The sequence below is a fragment of the Curtobacterium sp. LFS079 genome (assembly GCF_047977865.1).
Taxonomy (GTDB): domain Bacteria; phylum Actinomycetota; class Actinomycetes; order Actinomycetales; family Micrococcaceae; genus Arthrobacter.
In genome coordinates, this window is the sequence record NZ_JBFPFO010000002.1 from 142,821 (window position 1) to 162,104 (window position 19,284).

A 19,284-nucleotide genomic window follows, 5' to 3' on the forward strand; every position below is an offset into this window, starting at 1 on the left:
CTGGACAAAGGAAGGAGCCTGTACCGACCAAGGCGGTACAGGCTCCTTCCTTATTAACTGCGGTGCCGGATTACTGCCGGGCCGCGGCCGTCTTGCTGCCCAGCGACTCGATCGCAAGGTAGGCCACGAGGCCGACGATCAGCCCGGCCACCGCGTCCGAAAGCATCGGCGCGCCGAAGTGGACCACGACGGCGGCCACGGCACCGATCGCCCAGGCGATGAACGCCGTCGGGCGGATCTTCGACTCGGCGCGACCCGCGAGGCGCTTGCGCAGGATGATCTGGTCGGCGATGAGCACGGCGCCGAGGGGCGGAACAATCACCCCGAGGAACGCGAGCCAGTTCACGAAGAGGCTCCAGACGCCCAGCAGCGCAACGGCCACGCCGATCACGCCCAGCACCAGTGTGAGCAAGCGCATCTTCGAGCGGGTCAGGTGGGACCAGCCCAAAGCGCCGTTGTACAGGCAGTGCGTGCACACGGAGCCGAGGTTGATGACCACGAAGACCACCACCAGGGCGTTCAGCAGCGGATTGCCCACGCCGGTGAGGATCGGGGTGAAATCGCCGCCGGCGGTCTGAGCCGAGGCGATCGCCCCGGCTGCCACCAGCAGGCCGCCGCTGAGCTGGGCGATGAGGCTCGCGAACGGGAACGCGGTAGCGGTGGCCAGGACTGCTTCGCGGCCGTTCTTCGACCAGCGGGTGAAGTCCGCCGTCATGGTTCCGGAGTCGGCGAAGGTGGCCATGATCGAGGTGACGGCCACGCCGAAGGTCATGGCGCCGCCGCCCACGCCATGGAAGTTCACGATCTGGCCGAGGTCGTGGCTTTGCCCCGCAATGGCGATGGCGATGATCACCGCGACGATGAACAGTGGAGCGGCGATGGCACCCAGCCATGACAGTGCCTTGATGCCGAGGTAGGTCACCGCAATGAACGCGACGCCGGCGATCGCTACCACCAGGGTCTCGTTCCAGCCGAAGGCCTTGTTCAAGCTGGCTCCGGTGGCTCCGGTGTTGAAGGCGAACCAGCCCACCACGACGGTGGCCAGGAAGCCGGAGGCAATGGCGTAACCGGCGGTGCCGAACGTTTCCGTGGCCTGTAGAGCGAAGCTCTTGCCCGTCTTGCCGGCACGATAGCTGAGCAGGCTGACGTAGATGAACATGATGAGGTTTGCCACGACAATCGCGGCGAGACCCTGCCAGAAGCCGAGCAAGGCGACCACGAGGCCACCGGGCACGGCATTGGTCAGGATCATCGGGAATCCGAACCAGACGGCCGAAACCGTCAGCAGGGATTTCCTGTGGGACTCCGGGACCGGGGTGTGCTCGAATTCGGATTCGAGCCCGGCCTCGACGGCGGTGCTTTCAACAGTTCCTGGCGGAGTGGTCATCTCCACGACTGCTTTCTCTTAAGGGTCGGCTCAGGCGAGCTTGCCCGCGGGGAGGATTGCCTTCCCTGCGGACGTCGACCGGTGGGTGGGTAGTGCCGGCGCCGATCAGGCCGGTGCCGGGCCTCTCAGTTCCGCTTCGAGCCGAAGCCCGGCCAGCAGGCCGGACAGGATGTCCGTCCCGGAGGTATGGCCGATGCCGAGGACACGGTCAAGCGGGACGCGAAGGTGCCGGGCAAGCCCGGCGGGATCTTCCGCTTTGCTGCGGAAAAGCCGGCTAAGCAGCTCCAGCATGGATTCCCGGGCCCGTCCCCTGAGGGTCTCCTGGAGAGTTGTCCAGCTAAGTTCGGTGGTGCGCTGTGCGTTGGGAAGGACGACGTCGGCAAGGACTCTGCGGGCAGCGGCGAGCCGGCTGCCGGGCTGGGATGCGAGCACCGCGAATCCGCACAGGAAATCGTCGCCGGCGGGCGTGAGGCCCGGGCCCAGCCCAAGCAACTGCAACGCTGCCTCGGCGGTGCGGACGGCGTCGTCCGAGCGGACTGCCTTCATGAAGGATTCCCGGCCGGTACGCAGCCCGGCTGCAATGCCCTCCTCGAAATCATTGCGTTCCCCGGCGCCTTCCAGGATTCCGCCGCGGACACCGCGGACTTCAAGCACGGATTCCAGCGCGTCGGCACGGAATTGGAAGTCCGCTGCGGCCAATCCGTCCAGGGCCGTCTTCTTGGCGAACCACTCGCGGGCGCCGGCCACCAGCACCGCAGGGTTGCCTTCTTTGCCGAAGGAGAGCTGCCGGGAGTCCATGATCACCGGATCGCCGGCGCGGACTTCCAGGCGGTTCCAGTCGCCTGCATCAGCCCGAATGGTCCACGGGGCATCGTCAAGGTGCCTGGCCGCCAGGGAAACCAGCCCGCCCCAGGGCGCCATGATGTTGATGACCTTGTCGAAGACCGAGTGCACTTCGCCGCAGCCGGGGCGTTCGTGGAGGGTTGCCAGCAATGCCGCATCCATGGAAAGGCTCGGTATACAGTTCGTGCGGGTTGCGGTTCCCATGGCGCTCCTTCAGCCGCTCCTGCCGCATGAATTCTGGATGACGGCAGTCCTTATCACACAAGATGGTATACCATGTGGCTTCACATGGTAGTTCCATTCAGGAGGATTTAGATGCGAGTTGTAGTCGCACTGGGCGGCAACGCCCTCGCCAAGCGCGGTGAGCCAATGACGGCCGACCGTCTGCGGGCAAACGTCAAGGAAAGCTGCCAGGCCCTTGCCAAGCTGGCACGCGAGCATGAAATGGTCATCACGCACGGCAACGGACCCCAGGTGGGCCTGCTTGCCCTGCAGAACCTGGCCTACCAGGACGTCGCCGCGTACCCGCTGGACATCCTCGGCGCCGAAACCCAGGGCATGATCGGCTACGTCATCCAGCAGGAACTCTCCAACGCCCTCGCGGGCGAGCGCGAGGTTGCCGCCATTGTCACCACCACCGTGGTGGATGAGAACGACCCCGCCTTCCACCGCCCCACGAAGCTCATCGGCCCGACGTACTCCGCGCAGGATGCCGCCGAGGCCGCGTCCGAGTACCGATGGACCATTGCCAAGGACGGCAATGCATTCCGCCGCGTGGTCCCCTCCCCGGAGCCCGTCAGCATCGTCCAGTCCCCGCTCGTCCGCACCCTTTTGGACAACGGCACCCTGGTGGTCTGCGTCGGCGGCGGCGGCGTTCCGGTCAAGCTCGACGGCAGGGGCCACCAGATCGGCATGCAGGCCGTCGTCGACAAGGACGCGGCAAGCGCCACCCTCGCGGAAGAACTTGAGGCAGACACCCTGATCATGCTCACCGACGGCGACTTCGTCAGCGAAAACTGGGGCACCCCGGAGCAGCGCGACATCCTGACCGCCTCCCCGGAGGCCATCGGGGAGCTCAAATTCGCCGAGGGCTCCATGAAGCCGAAGGTGGATGCCGCAATCCGCGTCGCAAAGGCCGGCGGCCGCGTCCTTATCGGCCCGCTGGACCGCCTGGACGACCTGCTGGCGCGCAAGGTCGGAACCGAAATCCGCCCGGACGTCCCGGAAGGCATCGTCTTCGTCTGAGCCAAGGCTCCGGACTCCGCAAACAAGCCTCACGCAACAAAAAAGCATCCCGGTCCTTGGAACCCCAAGGACCGGGATGCTTCTTGCTGCTTCAGCGGCTGCCCTAGCTGACGGGCTGCACTAGCCGACCGGCTGCGCGATGCGATCGTTCGCGGCGATGATGCGTGCCGCGGTCTTCTTGCCCATGCGTACGGCGCCGTCCACGTGCTGGTAGCCCTCGGCCGCCAGGTCGGAGGAGGACCAGTAGATCGGGCCGACAGCGGCGTGCTGATCCTTGCCGTAGCGGGACAAGCCCCCGAGGTCGTAGCTGGCCGCGTAGGCGCCGCGGGTCCATTCCTCGGAGCCCCAGTCGGAGAGGTAGAAGACAGAGGGGTTCCTGGCCTCTTCGCCCAGGTATTCGGCGATGGAGTCCAGGATGGCCGCCTTGCGGTCCTCTTCGCTCAGTTCGAACATGGCGTCTGCCTTTTCGTCGGAGACAAAGCCCACCAGAGTGCCGCGGGCGTCGCCGTGGTTGGTGTTGTCGTAGACCTCCTGGACCACGGAGCCGGCGCCGAAGCAGGTGCCGGAGAGGCCGTTTTCACGCCAGAACGGGGTCTCGTAGACGGCGTGCACCTTGATGACCAGACCCAGGGACTGGTGCTGGTGCATCTGGTGCTGACGGCGCGGCAGCGGCGGGTTGAAGGACACCCGGCTGTAGAGGTTCGGCGGGACCGCCATGATGACGAAGCGGGCGTTCACGGTCGCACGGTCGGATTCGACCGAAACGCGGTGGCCGGAAGTTTCGTCGCCGGGCACGGCGGCCTCCCAGTTGATGGTCCGCACCGGGGAGTCGAGGACGACGTCGTCCCCCAGTTCTGCGGCGATCCGCAGGGATACCTGCTGCATGCCGCCGACGACGCGCTTGTCCAGGATGAAGTCCTCGTCCGTGAGGTTGGTGAAGGAGCCGGCAGAGGCTGCCATCAGCACCGCCTGCAGGGCGGAGAACGCGTGGGCGGGCTTGGTCAGCATGCCGCCGGCGATGAACAGGCCGATGTTGTTGCAGGCTTCTTCGTCCGGGGAGTTCTGGCGCAGCCAGTGGTGGAAGGAGATGGTATCCAGCTCGCGCGCCTTGGGGTGGGCCCAGGGCTCCTCCGCACCGATCTCGGCGGCCAGGCCGTCCAGGATGGCGGTGAGCTTGTCCATCTCGACGGCGGTGCTTTCGCTGACCGGGAAGGACGCGCCGGTGTAGCGGGTGTGCTTGCCGTCCGCGCCGATATAGACGGACTCGCCCTCGCGGTAGCGGGAGTACATTTCCAGGCCGAGTTCCTCAAGGGTGTCCATGAGCACGGTCTGGTCCGGGGAAACCCACTGACCGCCGATTTCGAGCATGGCGCCGTCGATGGTGTCGGTCCAGGTGCGTCCGCCGACCCGGTCCCGGGCTTCGAGGACGGCGACGGTGAGGCCGGCCTTCTTCAGTTCGCGTGCAGCGGTCAGGCCGGACGGACCAGCGCCAACGATGACGACGTCGCGGTCAAGATTCAACATGATGTCCTTTCCTGGCCGCCCTCCCTTGGCCGGCCCGTAACGAAAACTCGCAGTCCTTCATAAATGAATGCCATTCATTTATGACTACTGTACCCGTGACTTAGGTAACTGGGAAGCCCCCGATGGAATAATGCTGGAAACGCCGTTTCCAGAAAGGTCACTGATGCCCGAGCCCTCCCCCTCTCCGGCCGAAACAAAGCCGCGCCGGAGGGCCGGCCGGCCTGTGGGATCGGTCCTGGACCAGGCCGGAATCACCGCGGCCGCCTTGGCCCTCGTCAGCAGGAAGGGTTACGACGGCCTCACCATGGCGGCCCTGGCAAAGTCGCTGGGCGTGGCCCCCTCGGCCCTCTATAACCACGTGGGATCCAAGGATGACGTCCTCAGGCTCGTGGAAGAAGACCTGATGTCCCAGGTGGACTCAAGCGTCTTCCGCACCCTGCCCTGGGAGGAAGCCGTAAAGGCGTGGGCCTACTCCTACCGAGACATCTTCTCCGCGCACACCCCGCTTATTTCGGTCATCGCGGTCCTGCCGGTGACCGACGCTCCGCAGACGCTGGCCATGTACGAGGCCGTCACGGAAGGCTTCCTGCGCGCAGGCTTCCCCGAGGACCGGATCATCCCCTGCATCGTGGCGCTGGAGGCGTACATTTTCGGGGCTGCCTTCGACGCGACGGCTCCGGCGGACATCTTCGACTCCGGAAAGCTCGCCGAATCCACGCCGCACTTCACGGCCGCGATGCGGAGCCTCGGCCCCGTGAACTACCCCTCGGACCTCGCCTTCCGCATGGGCCTGGACGCACTGGTAGCCGGCTTCGGGGCGCTGCGGGCATAGAGCCGACGTTGAACCCCGTCGCGGCCCAGCCGCGGCGGGGTTCAACCAGGATCCCGGGCAAACAAAAACACCCCGGTCCGAAGACCGGGGTGTTTGAATGCGTGCGCGAGGGGGGATTTGAACCCCCACGCCCTTTCGGACACTGGCACCTGAAGCCAGCGCGTCTGCCGTTCCGCCACTCGCGCGCAACTTCTCCTGCACGGACAATCCACGGGTTTCCCCTGCTTTGTGTCCTGCAAAAGCAGCGAGATCAAGCATAACGGAACTTGCAGGGAAAACACCAATCGAGCCGCTGCAGGGGTTCCCGGCCCCGGAATTCCGCGGATTTCGGCCCTTGTACCTCAGCGTTTCCAGGCTGCCGGGGCGAACTTTTCCGCGGGTCCGGCCGTTGCGGAATAAGGCCATTCACAGCCATGCCCAGTAGTATCGGGAAAGGAATGGCCCGCACAAGGCCATGCCATCACGGACTCCAGGGGTCCATGCCTGATGCGGGGGTCGATGCCTCCGCACAGGTGCTTTGCCGGGTCAATGGAACGGAAGGAGGAGGACCATGGGATTGCTCGACAGGGTTGAGCGCGGCATCGAAAAAGCCGTCCGCGGCGTCTTCTCCACCGGCTCCCGCGCCAAGGTGGAACCCGTGGAAATCGCCAGCAAACTCCGCCGCGAACTGGACAACAAGTCCCTCACCATCGCAGCCGGACGGACCCTGGCCCCAAACGTCTTCGATGTCCTCCTCAGCGTGGAGGACTTCGCCCGCGCCCAGGAGTGGGGGACCCCGCTGGCGGAAGAACTTTGCGACGTCGTCATCCAGCACGTGCGCAGCCAGGGGTACACGCTGCAGGGCCCCGTGCGGATCTCGTTCCGCCAGGATGACGCCCAGCGCGAAGGCCACTTCGAAATCACCTCACGCACGGAGAAATCCGGCGGCCCTGCCGCGCCGCGCAGCAACGTTCCTGCCGCACCTTCGCGGGAACCGTCCAGGCTCCAGCCCGTCCTTGACATCGCCGGCCAGCGCTACTCGCTCAACGCTCCTTCGGTGATCCTGGGCCGTTCCTCCGAAGCGGACATCCTCGTGGAGGACACCGGAGTCTCGCGCAAACACCTGGAAATCCGAACCGAGGGCGGCTTTGTCCGCGCCGTGGACCTGGGCTCCACCAACGGCAGCTACGTCAACGGGCACAAACTCGACGGCAGCACGGAACTTGTCGATGGTTCCACGATCACGATGGGACGTACCAAGATCATCTTCAGGCTTCTCACTGTGCCACCCGGCAACGCCAACCCCGGGGGCCGCGCGTGAGCGAACTGACCATCACGGCCCTGCGCTTCGGCTTCCTATTGCTCCTGTGGGTATTGATCTTCAGCATCGTCTCGGCCATGCGCCGGGACCTCATGATCGGCCGCAAAGCCGCCACGGGTGCCCCCACGGCACGGGAAGTACGCAAGCACCCCGAACTCGCGCCCCCGACGCCTGCCCCGAAGCAGCAGGCCCGGCAGCTCGTCGTCGTCGAAGGACCCCTCAAGGGCACCACGCTGCCGCTGGCTGCAAGCCCCATCCTGCTCGGCCGCGCCCAGGAAGCCACCCTGGTCCTCGAAGACGACTACGCCTCGGGACGGCATGCGCGCTTGTTCCCGCAGGGCAGCCGCTGGTTCATTGAAGATCTTGGCTCCACCAACGGCACCTATCTGGCCGATCAGCAACTGACCCGGGCCCTGCCGGTTGAGCTTGGCGTCCCCGTGAGGATCGGCAAGACGGTCATTGAATTGAGGCCGTAGCCATGGCTTCACCCGAGACTTCCGAGGGCAAGCCCACGCCCGGAGCCCGCCCGTGGATCATGCGGTACGCGGCGCGATCCGACGTCGGCCGCCTCCGTTCCAAGAACGACGATTCGGCCTACGCGGGCCGCCATCTCGCCGTGGTCGCCGACGGCATGGGCGGGCACGCGGGCGGCGACGTGGCCTCGGCATCCACTGTCCTGGACATGATCCACCTGGACCACGATGACTACCCCGAAGGCGCCGACACCGTCCTCGCCGATGAGATCCAGACGGCTAATTCGCTGCTCTCCGAGCTGGTCCACATGGATCCGAAGCTCGCCGGCATGGGCACCACGGTCACCGCGCTCCTGCTGGAGGGCAGGAAGCTGCATTTCGCCCATATCGGCGATTCACGCGCCTACCGGCTGCGCGGCACCACCTTCGAGCAGATCAGCATCGACCACACCTTCGTGCAGCGGCTCATCGACGAGGGCCGGCTCCGCCCTGAGGAAGCCGAAACCCACCCCCACAAGAATGTCCTCATGCGGGTGCTCGGCGACGTCGATGCCAGCCCTGAACTGGACCTCGCTGCACTGGATGTCCAAGCCGGAGAGCGCTGGCTGCTCTGCTCGGACGGCCTGAACTACGTGCCTGGCGCGGTGGTGGAGCAGGTGGTCCGGGAGACCCGGGACCTCGCCGAATGCGCCGAACTGCTTGTCCAGCTGACGCTGGCGAACGGTGCCCCGGACAACGTCACCGTGGTGATGCTCGAGATCGCCGAAGAGACCGACGACGACGTCAACACGGCTTCGGTGGACATCGTCGCTCCCGCTGAAACCGCCCCGGGGGAAGCCAAGGAAAGCGGAACCAACAAAGCAGCATCCGCCGAAACGGCGGCCGGGGAAACGCCGGCTGCTGCGGCCACGGAAGGCGCCGAGCCCTCCGGTGAGCCCCCGGCTGTGACCGACCCGCACCTCGGCGAACACCTTTCCGCGGAAGTGCTCCGCGAGGAACTCGCTTCCCGCCCGCACGAGCTCGTGGGCGCCGCGGCCACCGCCGCCGAAACCGGCTCCATCCCCACCGTGGCCGGACGCAGCGTCGCGCGCCGGGCCGCCACCATGCTCACCCACAGGGCCGAACAGGACCGCGAAGAAGTCCTCGTTCTGCCCGTCAGGCGCCGCCGTTGGCTCACCATCCTCGCGGCCGCCATCCTGGCTGTTTTCATGGTCGCCGGACTGTGGCTCGGCTATGCCTGGACACAAACCCGCTTCTACGTGGGTGAATACGACAGCCGGGTAGCCATCTACAACGGAATCTCGCAGCGCCTGGGACCCATCCAGCTCTCGAAACTGGAAGACGTGAAGGAACTCCGGGTGGATTCCCTTCCCGAGTTCCAGCAACAAAGGGTCCGCCAGACCATCCCGGCGGACAGCCTGGAGGCCGCCCAGCGCATCGTGGACAACCTCGAAGAGCCGGACGGCACCACGCCGACGCCGTGTACGTCGCCGAGCGCGAAGCCGACGCCGACCCCCACCGCGAAGCCGACGCCGACCCCCACCGCGAAAGCGACGCCGTCCGCCAAGCCAACGCCTTCTTCCGCCGCTACTCCGACCGAATCGCCCGCAGCCGGGCCAAGCCAAGCACCGTGCGAGGAGGTGTCCCCGTGATCCAGCCCGACGCCGTGCCGAAGCCGCGCCGCAACGTAGAGCTTGCCCTGCTGGTGCTGGCACTTGCTGTGGGGATCGGCGCCAGCGCCATGGTGGACCTCAACTCCGAGGTCCCTTTCGACAAGGACTTCTGGTTCCAGTCGAGCCTGCTGGCCGTTGCCGCCTTTGCCTTCCACGTCGTGCTCCGCCTGCGCGCCAAATATGCCGATCCGGTAATACTTCCGATAGTGGTGGCCCTGAACGGCCTTGGGCTGGCCCTCATCCACCGGATGGACGGCCCCGGCGAAGACACCGGCAACAACCAGTTGCGCTGGACCCTCATCGCGGTCGCCGTGGCGATCACGGTGATCTGGGTCCTTAAGGACCACCGCATCCTGCGCCGCTTCACATTCATTTCGCTGGCCGCCAGCGCAGTCCTGCTGGTCCTGCCCCTGGTTCCCGGCATCTCGGCCGGGGACGTGTTGGGAGCCAGTGTCTGGATCCGACTTGGTCCGCTGACCTTCCAGCCCGGCGAAATCGCCAAGATCACGCTGGCCATATTCTTTGCGGGGTATCTTTCGTCCAACCGGGACCTGATCCTGCTTGCAGGGCGTAAGATCGGGCCTCTCCAGTTCCCGCGGTTCAAGGACATGGGTCCCATGATTACCGCGTGGTTGGTAAGCATCGGCGTGCTGGTCTTCCAGCGCGACCTCGGTTCTTCCGTGCTCTTCTTCGGCCTGTTCATCGTGATGATCTACGTCGCCACCAGCCGCATCAGCTGGGTGGTCATCGGCCTGGCCCTGATCCTCGGCGGCGGCTTCGTGGCTTCCAAGGTCTTCGCGCATGTGGGTTTCCGCCTGGACAGCTGGTGGAACGCGTTCACCCCCGAGGTGTACGACCGCTTCCCCGGCGGCAGCCGCCAGATCGTCCAGGGCCTGTTCGGAATGGCCGACGGCGGACTGGTCGGCACCGGCATCGGCCAGGGCCGCCCGGACCTGGTTCCCTTCGCCAACAGTGACATGATCATCGCCCTGATCGGCGAGGAACTCGGCCTGATCGGGCTCTTTGCCGTGGTCCTGCTGTACCTGCTGCTTTTCACCCGCGGCTTCCGCGCAGCCCTTGGCACCAGGGACTCCTTCGGCAAGCTGCTTGCATGCGGCCTGTCCTTCGCTATCGCGCTGCAGTGCTTTGTGGTGATCGGAGGCGTGACCCGCCTGATCCCGCTGACAGGCCTCACCACTCCGTTCCTTGCCGCCGGCGGCTCGTCGCTGCTTGCGAACTGGATCATCGTGGGCCTGCTGCTGATGATTTCGCACACAGCCCGCAGCCCCATCGACACGACACCAATGACCGAGACCCCCAGTGAGGCGGTGAAGCAGCCGTGAATCAGTCCGTCCGCAGCGCATGGCTCGCCGCCGTCGCCATGTTTGCCCTGATCTTCGGAGCGATCAGCTACGTGCAGGTCGTCGGGGCCGACGAGCTCAATGACAACCCCTGGAACCAGCGGGCCGTCCTGGCCGACTACTGCAAGGACCGCGGCGCCATCATCGTCGCCGGCAAACCGATCGCCGAATCGGTGGCGGGGGATGAAACCTGCAGCTTCCAGCGAAAGTATGCCCAACCGGAACTTTATGCCGGCATCACCGGGTACTTCTCCCGGACCTACGGCGCCAGCGGCTTGGAGCAAGAGCTCCGCGACGAGCTCGCCGGCAGCTCGGACCAGCTGTTCCTCGACAGGATCAGCCAGGTGTTCCTGGGCCGGCAAGCGAAGGGGGCATCCGTCGAGCTGACGCTTGACCCGAAAATCCAGAAGCTCGCCTATGACCTGATCCCGGACGGTCAGCGGGGCTCGATCGTCGTGACCAACCCGAAGACCGGTGCCATCATCGCCATGGTCTCCAAGCCTTCCTACGACCCGAACCTGATCGCCACCCACGATGTCACCAAGGAGCAAGCCAGCTTCGAGGAGCTCAACAAGATCCCGGGCATCAACCTGAACCAGTCCGTCAGCGGCCCCACCGGGGCGCTCTTGGCCCCCGGTTCGGTCTTCAAGCTGGTCGACACTGCTGCCGCCCTGAACTCCGGCAAATACAACAAGGACAGCGAACTGCCCAACCCGGCAAGCATGCAGCTGCCTGGCTCTTCGGCCTCCCTTCCGAACTATGCCGGCGGCAATTGCTACACCCGGACCACGGCGGACTTCGCCTTCGCGCTGGAACAGTCCTGCAACACTCCCTTTGCCCGCATTGCCCTCGACCTCGGTCAGGGCGCCATCGCGGAGCAGGCCCGGAAGTTCGGCTTCGGCCAGGACTTCGGCGACCAGCTCAAGCTCCAGTCCGCGGTCAGCGTCTTCCCCTCGGACCTGGACGAGGCCGCCCTGGCCCAGTCCGCCGTCGGGCAGCGGGACGTCAAGGCGACGCCGCTGCAGATCGCTATGATGACCGCCGCGATCGCCAACGGCGGCGTACAGATGAAACCGAACCTCATCAAGACCGTGCGAGCCCCGGACCTCCGGGTCATCAGCGAACCGGCCCCCGAGGTCCTGCGCAACTCGACGAGCCCCGCGATCGCGCGCCAGATCACCGAATGGATGACCGGCGTCGTGTCCAAGGGCATCGCCGGCGGCGCCGCGGTCCCGGGGGTACAGGTGGCCGGCAAGACCGGCACCGCGCAGCTGGGGGACAGCGGTTTGAACAATTCATGGTTTACCGGGTTCGCCCCGGCCAATGACCCGCAGGTGGCCGTCACCATCGTGATCCAAGGTGTCGATGTGACCACCGGCGCACAGCTAACCAGTCCGAATGCGAAGAAGATTTTTGAGGCGGTGTTGAACAAGTGAGACCTACGTCAGGAATCACCCTCGGCGGCAGGTTCCAGCTGACCAGCCGGATTGCGATCGGCGGCATGGGAGAGGTCTGGAAAGCCAAGGACCAGGTCCTGGGCCGCATTGTCGCCATCAAGGTCCTCAAAGAGGAATACACGGGCGATCCGGGCTTCCTGCAGCGTTTCCGTGCCGAGGCCCGCCACACGGCCCTCCTGAACCACGTGGGCATCGCCAACGTCTTCGACTACGGCGAGGAAGAGGGGTCCGCCTACCTCGTCATGGAACTGGTGCCCGGCCAGCCGCTGAGCACCATCCTTGAACGGGAGCGGGTTCTTTCGCCGGACCGGACCATGTCAATCATTTCGCAGACCGCCCGGGCCCTGGCCGTTGCGCACGCCCAGGGACTGGTACACCGCGACGTGAAGCCGGGCAACCTCCTCATCACCCCGGACAGCCGGGTCAAGGTGACGGACTTCGGCATCGCGCGCCTTGCGGACCAGGTTCCGCTGACGCAGACCGGCCAGGTCATGGGAACCGCGCAGTACCTTGCCCCTGAGCAGGCCACAGGGCAGACCGCGACCGGTTCGTCCGACATATATTCCCTGGGTGTTATCGGTTATGAAAGCCTCAGCGGACATCGCCCGTTTTCAGGCGAATCGCAGATCGCCATCGCCCTGGCCCAGGTCAATGACGCGCCTCCGCCGCTGCCGGAAACCCTACCTGTTCCGGTCCGCGCGCTGCTGATGTCCATGCTGGCCAAGGACCCCCGGAACCGCCCGGCGGACGCCATCAAGCTTGCCGAGGCCGCCGAAGCAATCCGTGCAGGGAATGTTTCCGCAGCCCATGCTGCGGTTCCGGGCATGCTGCTGTTCGAAGGCGCCACCGGGCCCGTCACCGCACCGACCGGCGTCGCGACGGCGCCCACCGGCGTTGTCGGCGCTGCGCACGGCAGGGAATCGCACACGACGGCGACTTCCGCACTTCCGGTACTCGGCGCCGCTGCGGGTGCAGGAGCTGCCGCGGGCCTTTCGCGGGCCGACGCCCTCGCAGCCGAGCGGAGCTTCGACCCGGACGAGTCTTCTGTCCTTTACGAGGAAGAGGAAGAGGACAACTACGAGCCGCAGCCGGCACGCCGGAAGCGCAGCCCGTGGACCTGGCCGCTGGTCGCCTTGCTGCTCCTTCTGCTCTTTGCGGGCCTCGGTTTCCTGCTGACCCAGATGGGGCTGTTCAACCCGAAGTCTCCGGCGCCCTCGTCCAGCAGTCCCGTTTCGAGCAGTGCCCCGCCGAGCTCCGCCTCGCCTAGTCCTTCCGAAACCTCGGAGTCTCCTTCGCCGAGCGAATCGACTCCGGGCACCGTGGATCTGATCCCGACGCAGTATGTAGGCCGCCCTTACGAAACCGTCCGGAACGAACTCATCGGGCTTGGCTTTGTCGTCAAGGGAACCCCGGTCTTCGATCCGTCGAGCCCCGGAACTGTCACCAACCTGGAACCGTCCGGACCAGTCGCCAAGGGCGAGACAATCGAGGTTTCCTACTCGAAGGGCCTTGAAAAGATTGCCGTTCCCACCATCGCTCCCGGCGCCACTGAGGCCCAGGTCCGGGCCGCCATTGAAGGTGCGGGCCTGCGCTGGGTGAAGGGCGACGCCGTCGACGGTGCAGTCGGGCAGGCACCGGACACCTTCGTCAACACGGACCCGGCCGCCGGCACGGAAGTCAACTCAGGCGCCACGGTCGTCTACCATCTGTCCAAGGCCACCGCGTCGCCGTCACCTTCGTCGAGCAAATAGGAAACCATGGATACCCGACGCTCAGCACCTGCACACAGAGAGGACAGCATTCCGGTGACAGACCAACGCGTCCTCAACGGGCGGTATGAACTGGGCGAACTGCTGGGCCGTGGCGGCATGGCGGATGTCCACCGCGGCACGGACACGCTGCTCGGCCGCACCGTAGCCGTGAAGCTGCTCCGCGCGGACCTGGCCCGCGACCCCCAGTTCCAGGCCAGGTTCAAGCGTGAGGCACACGCTGTGGCGTCGTTGAACCATCCCTCGATCGTGGCAATCTACGACACCGGCGAGTACACAGTGGACGGCGGCCACGGTGAGACAGTCCGGGTGCCCTACATCGTCATGGAATACGTGTCCGGCAAGACGCTGCGGGAGCTCATCCGCAGCAAGGAACTGGACATCGACCGCTCGGTGGAACTCTGCCTGGGCGTGCTGTCGGCGCTTGAGTACAGCCACAAGGCCGGGATCGTGCACCGCGACATCAAGCCGGGCAACGTCATGGTCTGCGAAGACAATTCCGTGAAGGTGATGGATTTCGGCATTGCCCGGGCCATGGCCGATTCCGCCGCCACCATGACCCAGACGCAGGCAGTTGTGGGCACCGCGCAGTACCTTTCCCCTGAACAGGCCCGCGGCGAGGCTGTGGACGCCCGGAGCGACCTCTATTCAGCGGCCTGCCTGCTTTTCGAGATGCTGACCTCCCGTCCGCCGTTCACCGGGGACAGCCCCGTCTCGCTGGCGTACCAGCACGTCCGGGAAGAACCCCCTGCGCCCAGCGCTTTCAATCCCGAGGTTTCCGAGGCACTGGACAGTGTCCTCGCGAAAGGCCTGCAGAAGGAACGGGCGGACCGGTTCCAGGACGCCGCTGCCTTCCGCCGCGCCCTGCGCGCCGCCCAAAACGGCATCGCCGTCCCCGCGGTTCCGATGACGGAGGAAGGTAACGGATCAGAAGACCTCGCAACGGAAGCCGGGCAGGTAGCCGCACCGGAGACGCTGGTCGGCTTTACCGGCATCGGGTTCCTTGACGGCCAGGCGCCTGGCCGCGGAAGAACCGCGGAAGAACCGCTGCCGGCGCAGTACAACGAAGACTTCGACGACGACGCGATGCCGCTTGGCTTCCCGCCCGAACGGGAACGCACCCGCCGGCAGAAGTCCCGGCGCCGGGCCTGGGCCGCCGTCGTCGTGCTCTTCACGCTGCTGGTCCTGGCAGGCGGCGGGCTCTGGCTCTACAACACCATGAACCAGAGGCCGGAACCGCCGGCCAAGGTCCAGATTCCGGCGGTCGCGAACCTGAGCGAGGGTGACGCCATCACCAAGCTCTACGAGGCCCAGCTCGTCCCCGACACCGAGCGGGTGAAGGATGACAACGTTCCGAAAGGAACAGCCGTCGGCACGGATCCCTCGGCGGGCACCCAGATCACCAAGGGAAGCCATGTCACCCTGAAGATCTCCGACGGCCCCAGCGCGGTCACCGTGCCAAAGAACCTGGTCGGGCAGACCGAAGCAGCCGCGCGGGACATGCTGCGCCAACTGGGCCTCACCGGCAAGACCACTATCGCCAACAGCCCCACGGTGCCGGCGGGCTCCGTCATCAGCAGCAATCCCGTCCCGGGAGCCGTGGTGGCACCGGGTGGCACTGTCGAGCTGGTGGTATCCAGCGGCAAGGTAAAGATGCCGTACCTTATCGGGAGCAACAGGGCCGAGGCCGAGAAAGCCCTGCAGGACCTCGGCCTGACAGTTGAAGTGGTGGAAGAGACCAACGAGATACAGCCTCCGGGGACCGTCACGGCCCAGAGCGTCCAAAAAGATACTCTCGTCAATCAGGGCAGCACCATCACAGTGACGGTTGCCAAGGCCCCGGCGCCCAAGCCCACGGAATCACCGTCGCCAACACCGACCCCGAGCACTGGCGGCGGCAAGAAGGGTTAGCAGGCCCAGCGGGCCGTCGGGTGCCAACCGTCCGCCGGCACCCTCGCGGCCGCTAGCGCTGGATCAGCGGGCTGAGCGTCGCAGCCTTCGCGGCGGCGCCGGCCATGCCCAACGATTCAAGCCAGTTGCCGAGCATCTGGTAGCCGCCCTCGGTAAGCACCGATTCCGGGTGGAACTGCACCCCGCACAGGGGTGCCGTTTTGTGCTGCAGGCCCATGATCACGCCGTTCGCCGTTTCCGCCGTGATCTCCAGGATGTCGGGGATGGTCTCGCGGACGGCCGCCAGCGAGTGGTACCGGGTGGCCGTGACGGGAGAGGGCAGGCCCGCGAAGACGCTCTTGCCTTCGTGCTGAACCGGAGAGGTCTTGCCGTGCATGAGCTCCGGGGCATGGGTGACCGTGCCGCCGTAGGCCTCGGCAAGCGCCTGGTGGCCCAGGCAGACCCCGAACATGGGCTTGTTGTTGTCCCCGCACCACTTGATGAGCTCGATGCAGACCCCGGCTTCGGCCGGCGTTCCCGGGCCGGGGGAGACCAGGACGCCGTCGCGGGCGTCGGCGAGTTCGATCGCTTCTGCCAGGGTGACGTCGTCGTTGCGGACCACGGTGGTCTCCGCCCCGAGCTCCTGGAGGTAGCCCACCAGGGTGTAGACGAAGCTGTCGTAGTTGTCGACGACGAGGATCTTAGTTGTGCTCATGGCTGCTGTACTGAACCAATCGTTGAGGTGCGCCGGCGGCACGGAGCGCCTCCGAAGTCCGGCTAGACTTGGCAGCTAGAGACGAACCTGGAAGTACCGCGAACGCGCTGGACCGCTGGAAATTTCCTTCCTGCAGGATACCAAGCCGGCACGCGGCCCTTCATTCAGAGGCCAAAGGAGGAACCGTGCCCGAGTCCAAGCCCCGCAAGCGGCCCGCCCGCACCGTTGAAACCGGCACCAAGGCGCAGTACCAGCCGAACCCGGTCTGGTTCAAGCCTGTGATGTTCAGCCTCATGATCATCGGGCTGCTGTGGATCATCACCTTCTACATCACCAGCGGCCAGTTCCCGGTGTCGGCATGGGGATCCTGGAACATCGTGGCCGGTTTCGGCGTTGCCATCGCGGGCTTCCTGATGACCACCCGCTGGCGTTCCTGAACAATATTTTCCAGGACCGGCCTCACATTCCGTCCGCCTGCGGCGTCTACCTGATATGAGCAACAGGCACACCATCATCGAGTCCCCGCTCGGAGCGCTGACGTTGACCTCCCGGGACGGGGTACTTAGCGGCGTCTTTTACGAGGGACACCGGCACATGCCGGCCGAGGCATTCTTCGGCGACCGCGTGGCGCCCGGGGATCCGGTCTTTACCCCGGCGGTGGCGCAGCTCCGGGAGTACCTGCGCGGGGATCGGACCGCCTTCGGGCTGGAGTACCAGGTCAGTGGCAATACCTTCCAGGAACGCGTCTGGGCACGGCTTGAAGATATTCCCTACGGGGAAACCGTCAGCTACGGCACCCTCGCCGCCGAGCTCGGGGACCCGAACCTTGCCCAGGCCGTGGGATCGGCGGTGGGCCGGAATCCGCTGAGCATCATCATTCCCTGCCACCGCGTCGTCGGCAGCGACGGGCGCCTCACCGGCTACGCCGGAGGCCTTGCGAACAAACGCTTCCTGCTGGAACTCGAGGAACCAGCCGCCGTGAAGGAAAGCAAACTTTTCTGATGGGCAAGCCGCCCTTCGAGAAGGTCGTCAGCCTCCACGGAGCCGTGGTGCTGCGGGTCTGCCGCGCCGTGGTCGGCGCCCACGATGCAGAAGATGCCTGGTCCGAGACCTTCATGTCCGCGCTCAAGGCGTACCCGGAGCTGCCGGAGGACGCCCAGGTGCAGGCCTGGCTCGTCACCATCGCCCACCGCAAGGCCATCGACATCCTCCGCACCCGGCAACGGCAGGCCCTGCCCATGGAAGATCTCCCGCCCCGTGAATCCCCGCTCGGCATTCCCGGCGGGGGATACCCGGAAGTGCTCGACGCCGTCGGGCAGCTTCCGGAGAAACAGCGCCAGGCAGTGGCGTACCACTATCTCGCCGGCCTGCCGTACAAAGATGTAGCCGCGCTGCTGGGCGGCACCCCCGAGGCCGCCCGGCGTGCCGGCGCCGACGGCGTCAAGGCCCTCAGGAGCGCTCTGGCCGGCACCCGCACCCCGGCTTCGAAAGGAACAAGCCGATGAACAGCTACCAGAACAACGAAACCCTGCCCGAGGGGGTCCTCGCCGGCTTGGAAGAGCTTGGCCCGGGCACCCTCGAGCGCCTGCACGCCCGCCTCTCCATGGCCGCGGCCGACCAGCACCTCGTCGATGTTTCCTACCGCACCGTCGATTCACCACTCGGCCGGCTCCTCCTGGCGGCCACGGAGCGTGGCCTGGTGCGGGTCGCTTTCGCACTGGAAAACCATGACGCCGTGCTCCAGGCACTCGCAGACAAGCTGAGCCCGCGGATCCTGGAGGTCCCGTCCCGCCTGGACATCGTGGCACGCCAGCTCGAGGAGTACTTCGCCGGCGCCCGCCGCAGTTTCGAAGTGCCGCTGGATTTCAGCCTGAGCCGCGGTTTCCGGCTGAGCGTGCTGGAGCACCTTCCGCACATCGCTTATGGCAGCACCGAAAGCTATGCCGACGTGGCGAAGGCGGCGGGAAGCCCGAAAGCCGTCCGCGCCGTAGGCTCCGCTTGCGCGAGCAACCCGCTGCCCGTCGTCGTGCCGTGCCACCGGGTGGTCCGTTCGGATGGTTCCTTTGGCGGTTACCTCGGCGGACCGGAGGCCAAGCGGACCCTGCTGGAGCTGGAGGCCGCATGACCGAGCCGTTGTTCCCGGCAGAGCTGCTCGTGCCCGACGCCGGACCCCGCCGGATCGCCGAAGGCGGCGTCCATGTGCCGGGCTGGTTGACCCTTGAGCAGCAGCGCTGGATCGCGGACCGTTTCCGTGAATGGACGACGGGTCCGGTGCCGCCGAGGGCGGCGGTGCTGCCGGGCGGGCATCAGATGTCCGTACAGACGGTCTGCCTCGGCTGGCACTGGCAGCCCTACCGGTACACGCGAGAGGCATTCGACGTGAACGGCCGCCGCGTGCTGGACTTCCCGGACTGGATGGTCAGGCTGGGTCGCAAGGCATTGGCCGCAGCCGGCTCGGCGCCTGAAACGGCGGCCGCCTACACCCCGGACACCGCCCTGGTGAACTTCTACGACGACGACGCCAGGATGGGCATGCACCAGGACAAGGACGAGCGCTCCGCGGCTCCGGTGGTGTCCTTGAGCATCGGGAACAGCTGCATGTTCCGCTTCGGCAACACTGAAGGCCGCGGGAAGCCCTACACGGATGTGCTCCTCCGTTCCGGGGACCTCTTTGTCTTCGGCGGGCCATCCCGTTTCGCCTACCACGGCGTGCTCAAGGTGCAGCCGGAAACCGCCCCGCCGGGCTGCGGGCTGGAGCACGGCCGGATCAACATCACCATGCGCGTCACAGGAATGTCGTAGCAATGTCGCAGCC

General features: G+C 66.1%; 18 protein-coding genes and 1 tRNA gene. 14 read left to right on the plus strand and 5 right to left on the minus strand.

From position 1 onward, the window contains the following. Nucleotides 1-70 precede the first annotated feature (70 nt). Nucleotides 71-1,387 carry a cytosine permease gene (locus ACNQPB_RS04010; protein ID WP_498749315.1) on the minus strand — a complete coding sequence of 439 codons (1,317 nt, stop codon included), beginning with the start codon at nt 1,385-1,387 and terminating at the stop codon, nt 71-73. A 105-nt stretch (nt 1,388-1,492) separates the two neighbouring features. Further along, the gene (locus ACNQPB_RS04015; protein ID WP_498749317.1) at nt 1,493-2,434 is read right to left on the minus strand and encodes an oxamate carbamoyltransferase subunit AllH family protein; all 942 of its coding nucleotides are present in this window, start codon (nt 2,432-2,434) and stop codon (nt 1,493-1,495) included. A gap of 111 nt (nt 2,435-2,545) precedes the next feature. Between ACNQPB_RS04015 and ACNQPB_RS04020 the strand changes: the two genes are divergently transcribed. Continuing rightward, entirely contained in the window at nt 2,546-3,475 is a 930-nt protein-coding gene (locus tag ACNQPB_RS04020) for a carbamate kinase (RefSeq protein WP_498749319.1), read from the plus strand. Between the two features lie 120 nt (nt 3,476-3,595). Here the strand turns inward: ACNQPB_RS04020 and ACNQPB_RS04025 are convergent, their stop codons facing one another. Next, nucleotides 3,596-4,999, minus strand: coding sequence for a flavin monoamine oxidase family protein (locus ACNQPB_RS04025; RefSeq protein WP_498749321.1), 1,404 nt, complete (start codon nt 4,997-4,999; stop codon nt 3,596-3,598). 163 nt (nt 5,000-5,162) lie between these two features. Between ACNQPB_RS04025 and ACNQPB_RS04030 the strand changes: the two genes are divergently transcribed. Continuing rightward, complete coding sequence (locus tag ACNQPB_RS04030) at nt 5,163-5,831, plus strand: TetR/AcrR family transcriptional regulator (protein WP_498749322.1); 669 nt, start codon at nt 5,163-5,165, stop codon at nt 5,829-5,831. Nucleotides 5,832-5,933: 102 nt separating this feature from the next. On the opposite strand, the gene ACNQPB_RS04035 is transcribed toward ACNQPB_RS04030, so the two are convergent. Next, nucleotides 5,934-6,016 (minus strand) — tRNA-Leu (locus ACNQPB_RS04035). Nucleotides 6,017-6,381: 365 nt separating this feature from the next. On the opposite strand from ACNQPB_RS04035, the gene ACNQPB_RS04040 reads away from it, so the two are divergent. The 7 genes from ACNQPB_RS04040 to pknB are packed head-to-tail and all read left to right on the plus strand — an operon-like array spanning nt 6,382 to nt 15,775. Beyond that, complete coding sequence (locus tag ACNQPB_RS04040) at nt 6,382-7,131, plus strand: FHA domain-containing protein (RefSeq protein WP_498749323.1); 750 nt, start codon at nt 6,382-6,384, stop codon at nt 7,129-7,131. After that, the gene (locus ACNQPB_RS04045) at nt 7,128-7,607 is read left to right on the plus strand and encodes an FHA domain-containing protein FhaB/FipA (RefSeq protein ID WP_115788404.1); all 480 of its coding nucleotides are present in this window, start codon (nt 7,128-7,130) and stop codon (nt 7,605-7,607) included. Before ACNQPB_RS04040 ends, ACNQPB_RS04045 begins: the two co-directional genes overlap by 4 nt. A 2-nt stretch (nt 7,608-7,609) precedes the next feature. After that, nucleotides 7,610-9,256 carry a protein phosphatase 2C domain-containing protein gene (locus ACNQPB_RS04050; RefSeq protein ID WP_498749324.1) on the plus strand — a complete coding sequence of 549 codons (1,647 nt, stop codon included), beginning with the start codon at nt 7,610-7,612 and terminating at the stop codon, nt 9,254-9,256. A gap of 14 nt (nt 9,257-9,270) precedes the next feature. Then, nucleotides 9,271-10,620, plus strand: a complete 1,350-nt coding sequence (locus tag ACNQPB_RS04055; protein WP_498749930.1) for an FtsW/RodA/SpoVE family cell cycle protein — start codon at nt 9,271-9,273, stop codon at nt 10,618-10,620. 38 nt (nt 10,621-10,658) lie between these two features. Next, nucleotides 10,659-12,074: a peptidoglycan D,D-transpeptidase FtsI family protein gene (locus ACNQPB_RS04060; RefSeq protein ID WP_498749932.1), complete on the plus strand. Its 1,416-nt coding sequence runs from the start codon at nt 10,659-10,661 to the stop codon at nt 12,072-12,074. Further along, nucleotides 12,071-13,846: a protein kinase domain-containing protein gene (locus ACNQPB_RS04065; protein ID WP_498749326.1), complete on the plus strand. Its 1,776-nt coding sequence runs from the start codon at nt 12,071-12,073 to the stop codon at nt 13,844-13,846. Before ACNQPB_RS04060 ends, ACNQPB_RS04065 begins: the two co-directional genes overlap by 4 nt. A gap of 6 nt (nt 13,847-13,852) precedes the next feature. Further along, nucleotides 13,853-15,775, plus strand: a complete 1,923-nt coding sequence (gene pknB, locus ACNQPB_RS04070; protein WP_498749328.1) for a Stk1 family PASTA domain-containing Ser/Thr kinase — start codon at nt 13,853-13,855, stop codon at nt 15,773-15,775. A gap of 52 nt (nt 15,776-15,827) precedes the next feature. On the opposite strand, the gene ACNQPB_RS04075 is transcribed toward pknB, so the two are convergent. Further along, nucleotides 15,828-16,469 carry an aminodeoxychorismate/anthranilate synthase component II gene (locus ACNQPB_RS04075; RefSeq protein WP_498749330.1) on the minus strand — a complete coding sequence of 214 codons (642 nt, stop codon included), beginning with the start codon at nt 16,467-16,469 and terminating at the stop codon, nt 15,828-15,830. A 185-nt stretch (nt 16,470-16,654) separates the two neighbouring features. On the opposite strand from ACNQPB_RS04075, the gene ACNQPB_RS04080 reads away from it, so the two are divergent. Genes ACNQPB_RS04080 through ACNQPB_RS04100 form a run of 5 tightly spaced genes read left to right on the plus strand, consistent with a single transcriptional unit; the run spans nt 16,655 to nt 19,271 of the window. After that, nucleotides 16,655-16,906 carry a cell division protein CrgA gene (locus ACNQPB_RS04080; RefSeq protein ID WP_498749332.1) on the plus strand — a complete coding sequence of 84 codons (252 nt, stop codon included), beginning with the start codon at nt 16,655-16,657 and terminating at the stop codon, nt 16,904-16,906. Nucleotides 16,907-16,961: 55 nt separating this feature from the next. Next, complete coding sequence (locus tag ACNQPB_RS04085) at nt 16,962-17,471, plus strand: methylated-DNA--[protein]-cysteine S-methyltransferase (protein WP_498749333.1); 510 nt, start codon at nt 16,962-16,964, stop codon at nt 17,469-17,471. Beyond that, complete coding sequence (locus ACNQPB_RS04090) at nt 17,471-17,974, plus strand: RNA polymerase sigma factor (RefSeq protein WP_498749335.1); 504 nt, start codon at nt 17,471-17,473, stop codon at nt 17,972-17,974. The genes ACNQPB_RS04085 and ACNQPB_RS04090 overlap by 1 nt, the downstream gene beginning before the upstream one ends. Next, nucleotides 17,971-18,594 (plus strand): methylated-DNA--[protein]-cysteine S-methyltransferase, encoded by a 624-nt coding sequence (locus ACNQPB_RS04095; RefSeq protein ID WP_498749337.1) that lies wholly within the window; start codon nt 17,971-17,973, stop codon nt 18,592-18,594. Before ACNQPB_RS04090 ends, ACNQPB_RS04095 begins: the two co-directional genes overlap by 4 nt. Continuing rightward, nucleotides 18,591-19,271 carry an alpha-ketoglutarate-dependent dioxygenase AlkB family protein gene (locus ACNQPB_RS04100; RefSeq protein ID WP_498749339.1) on the plus strand — a complete coding sequence of 227 codons (681 nt, stop codon included), beginning with the start codon at nt 18,591-18,593 and terminating at the stop codon, nt 19,269-19,271. Before ACNQPB_RS04095 ends, ACNQPB_RS04100 begins: the two co-directional genes overlap by 4 nt. Nucleotides 19,272-19,284 lie beyond the last annotated feature (13 nt).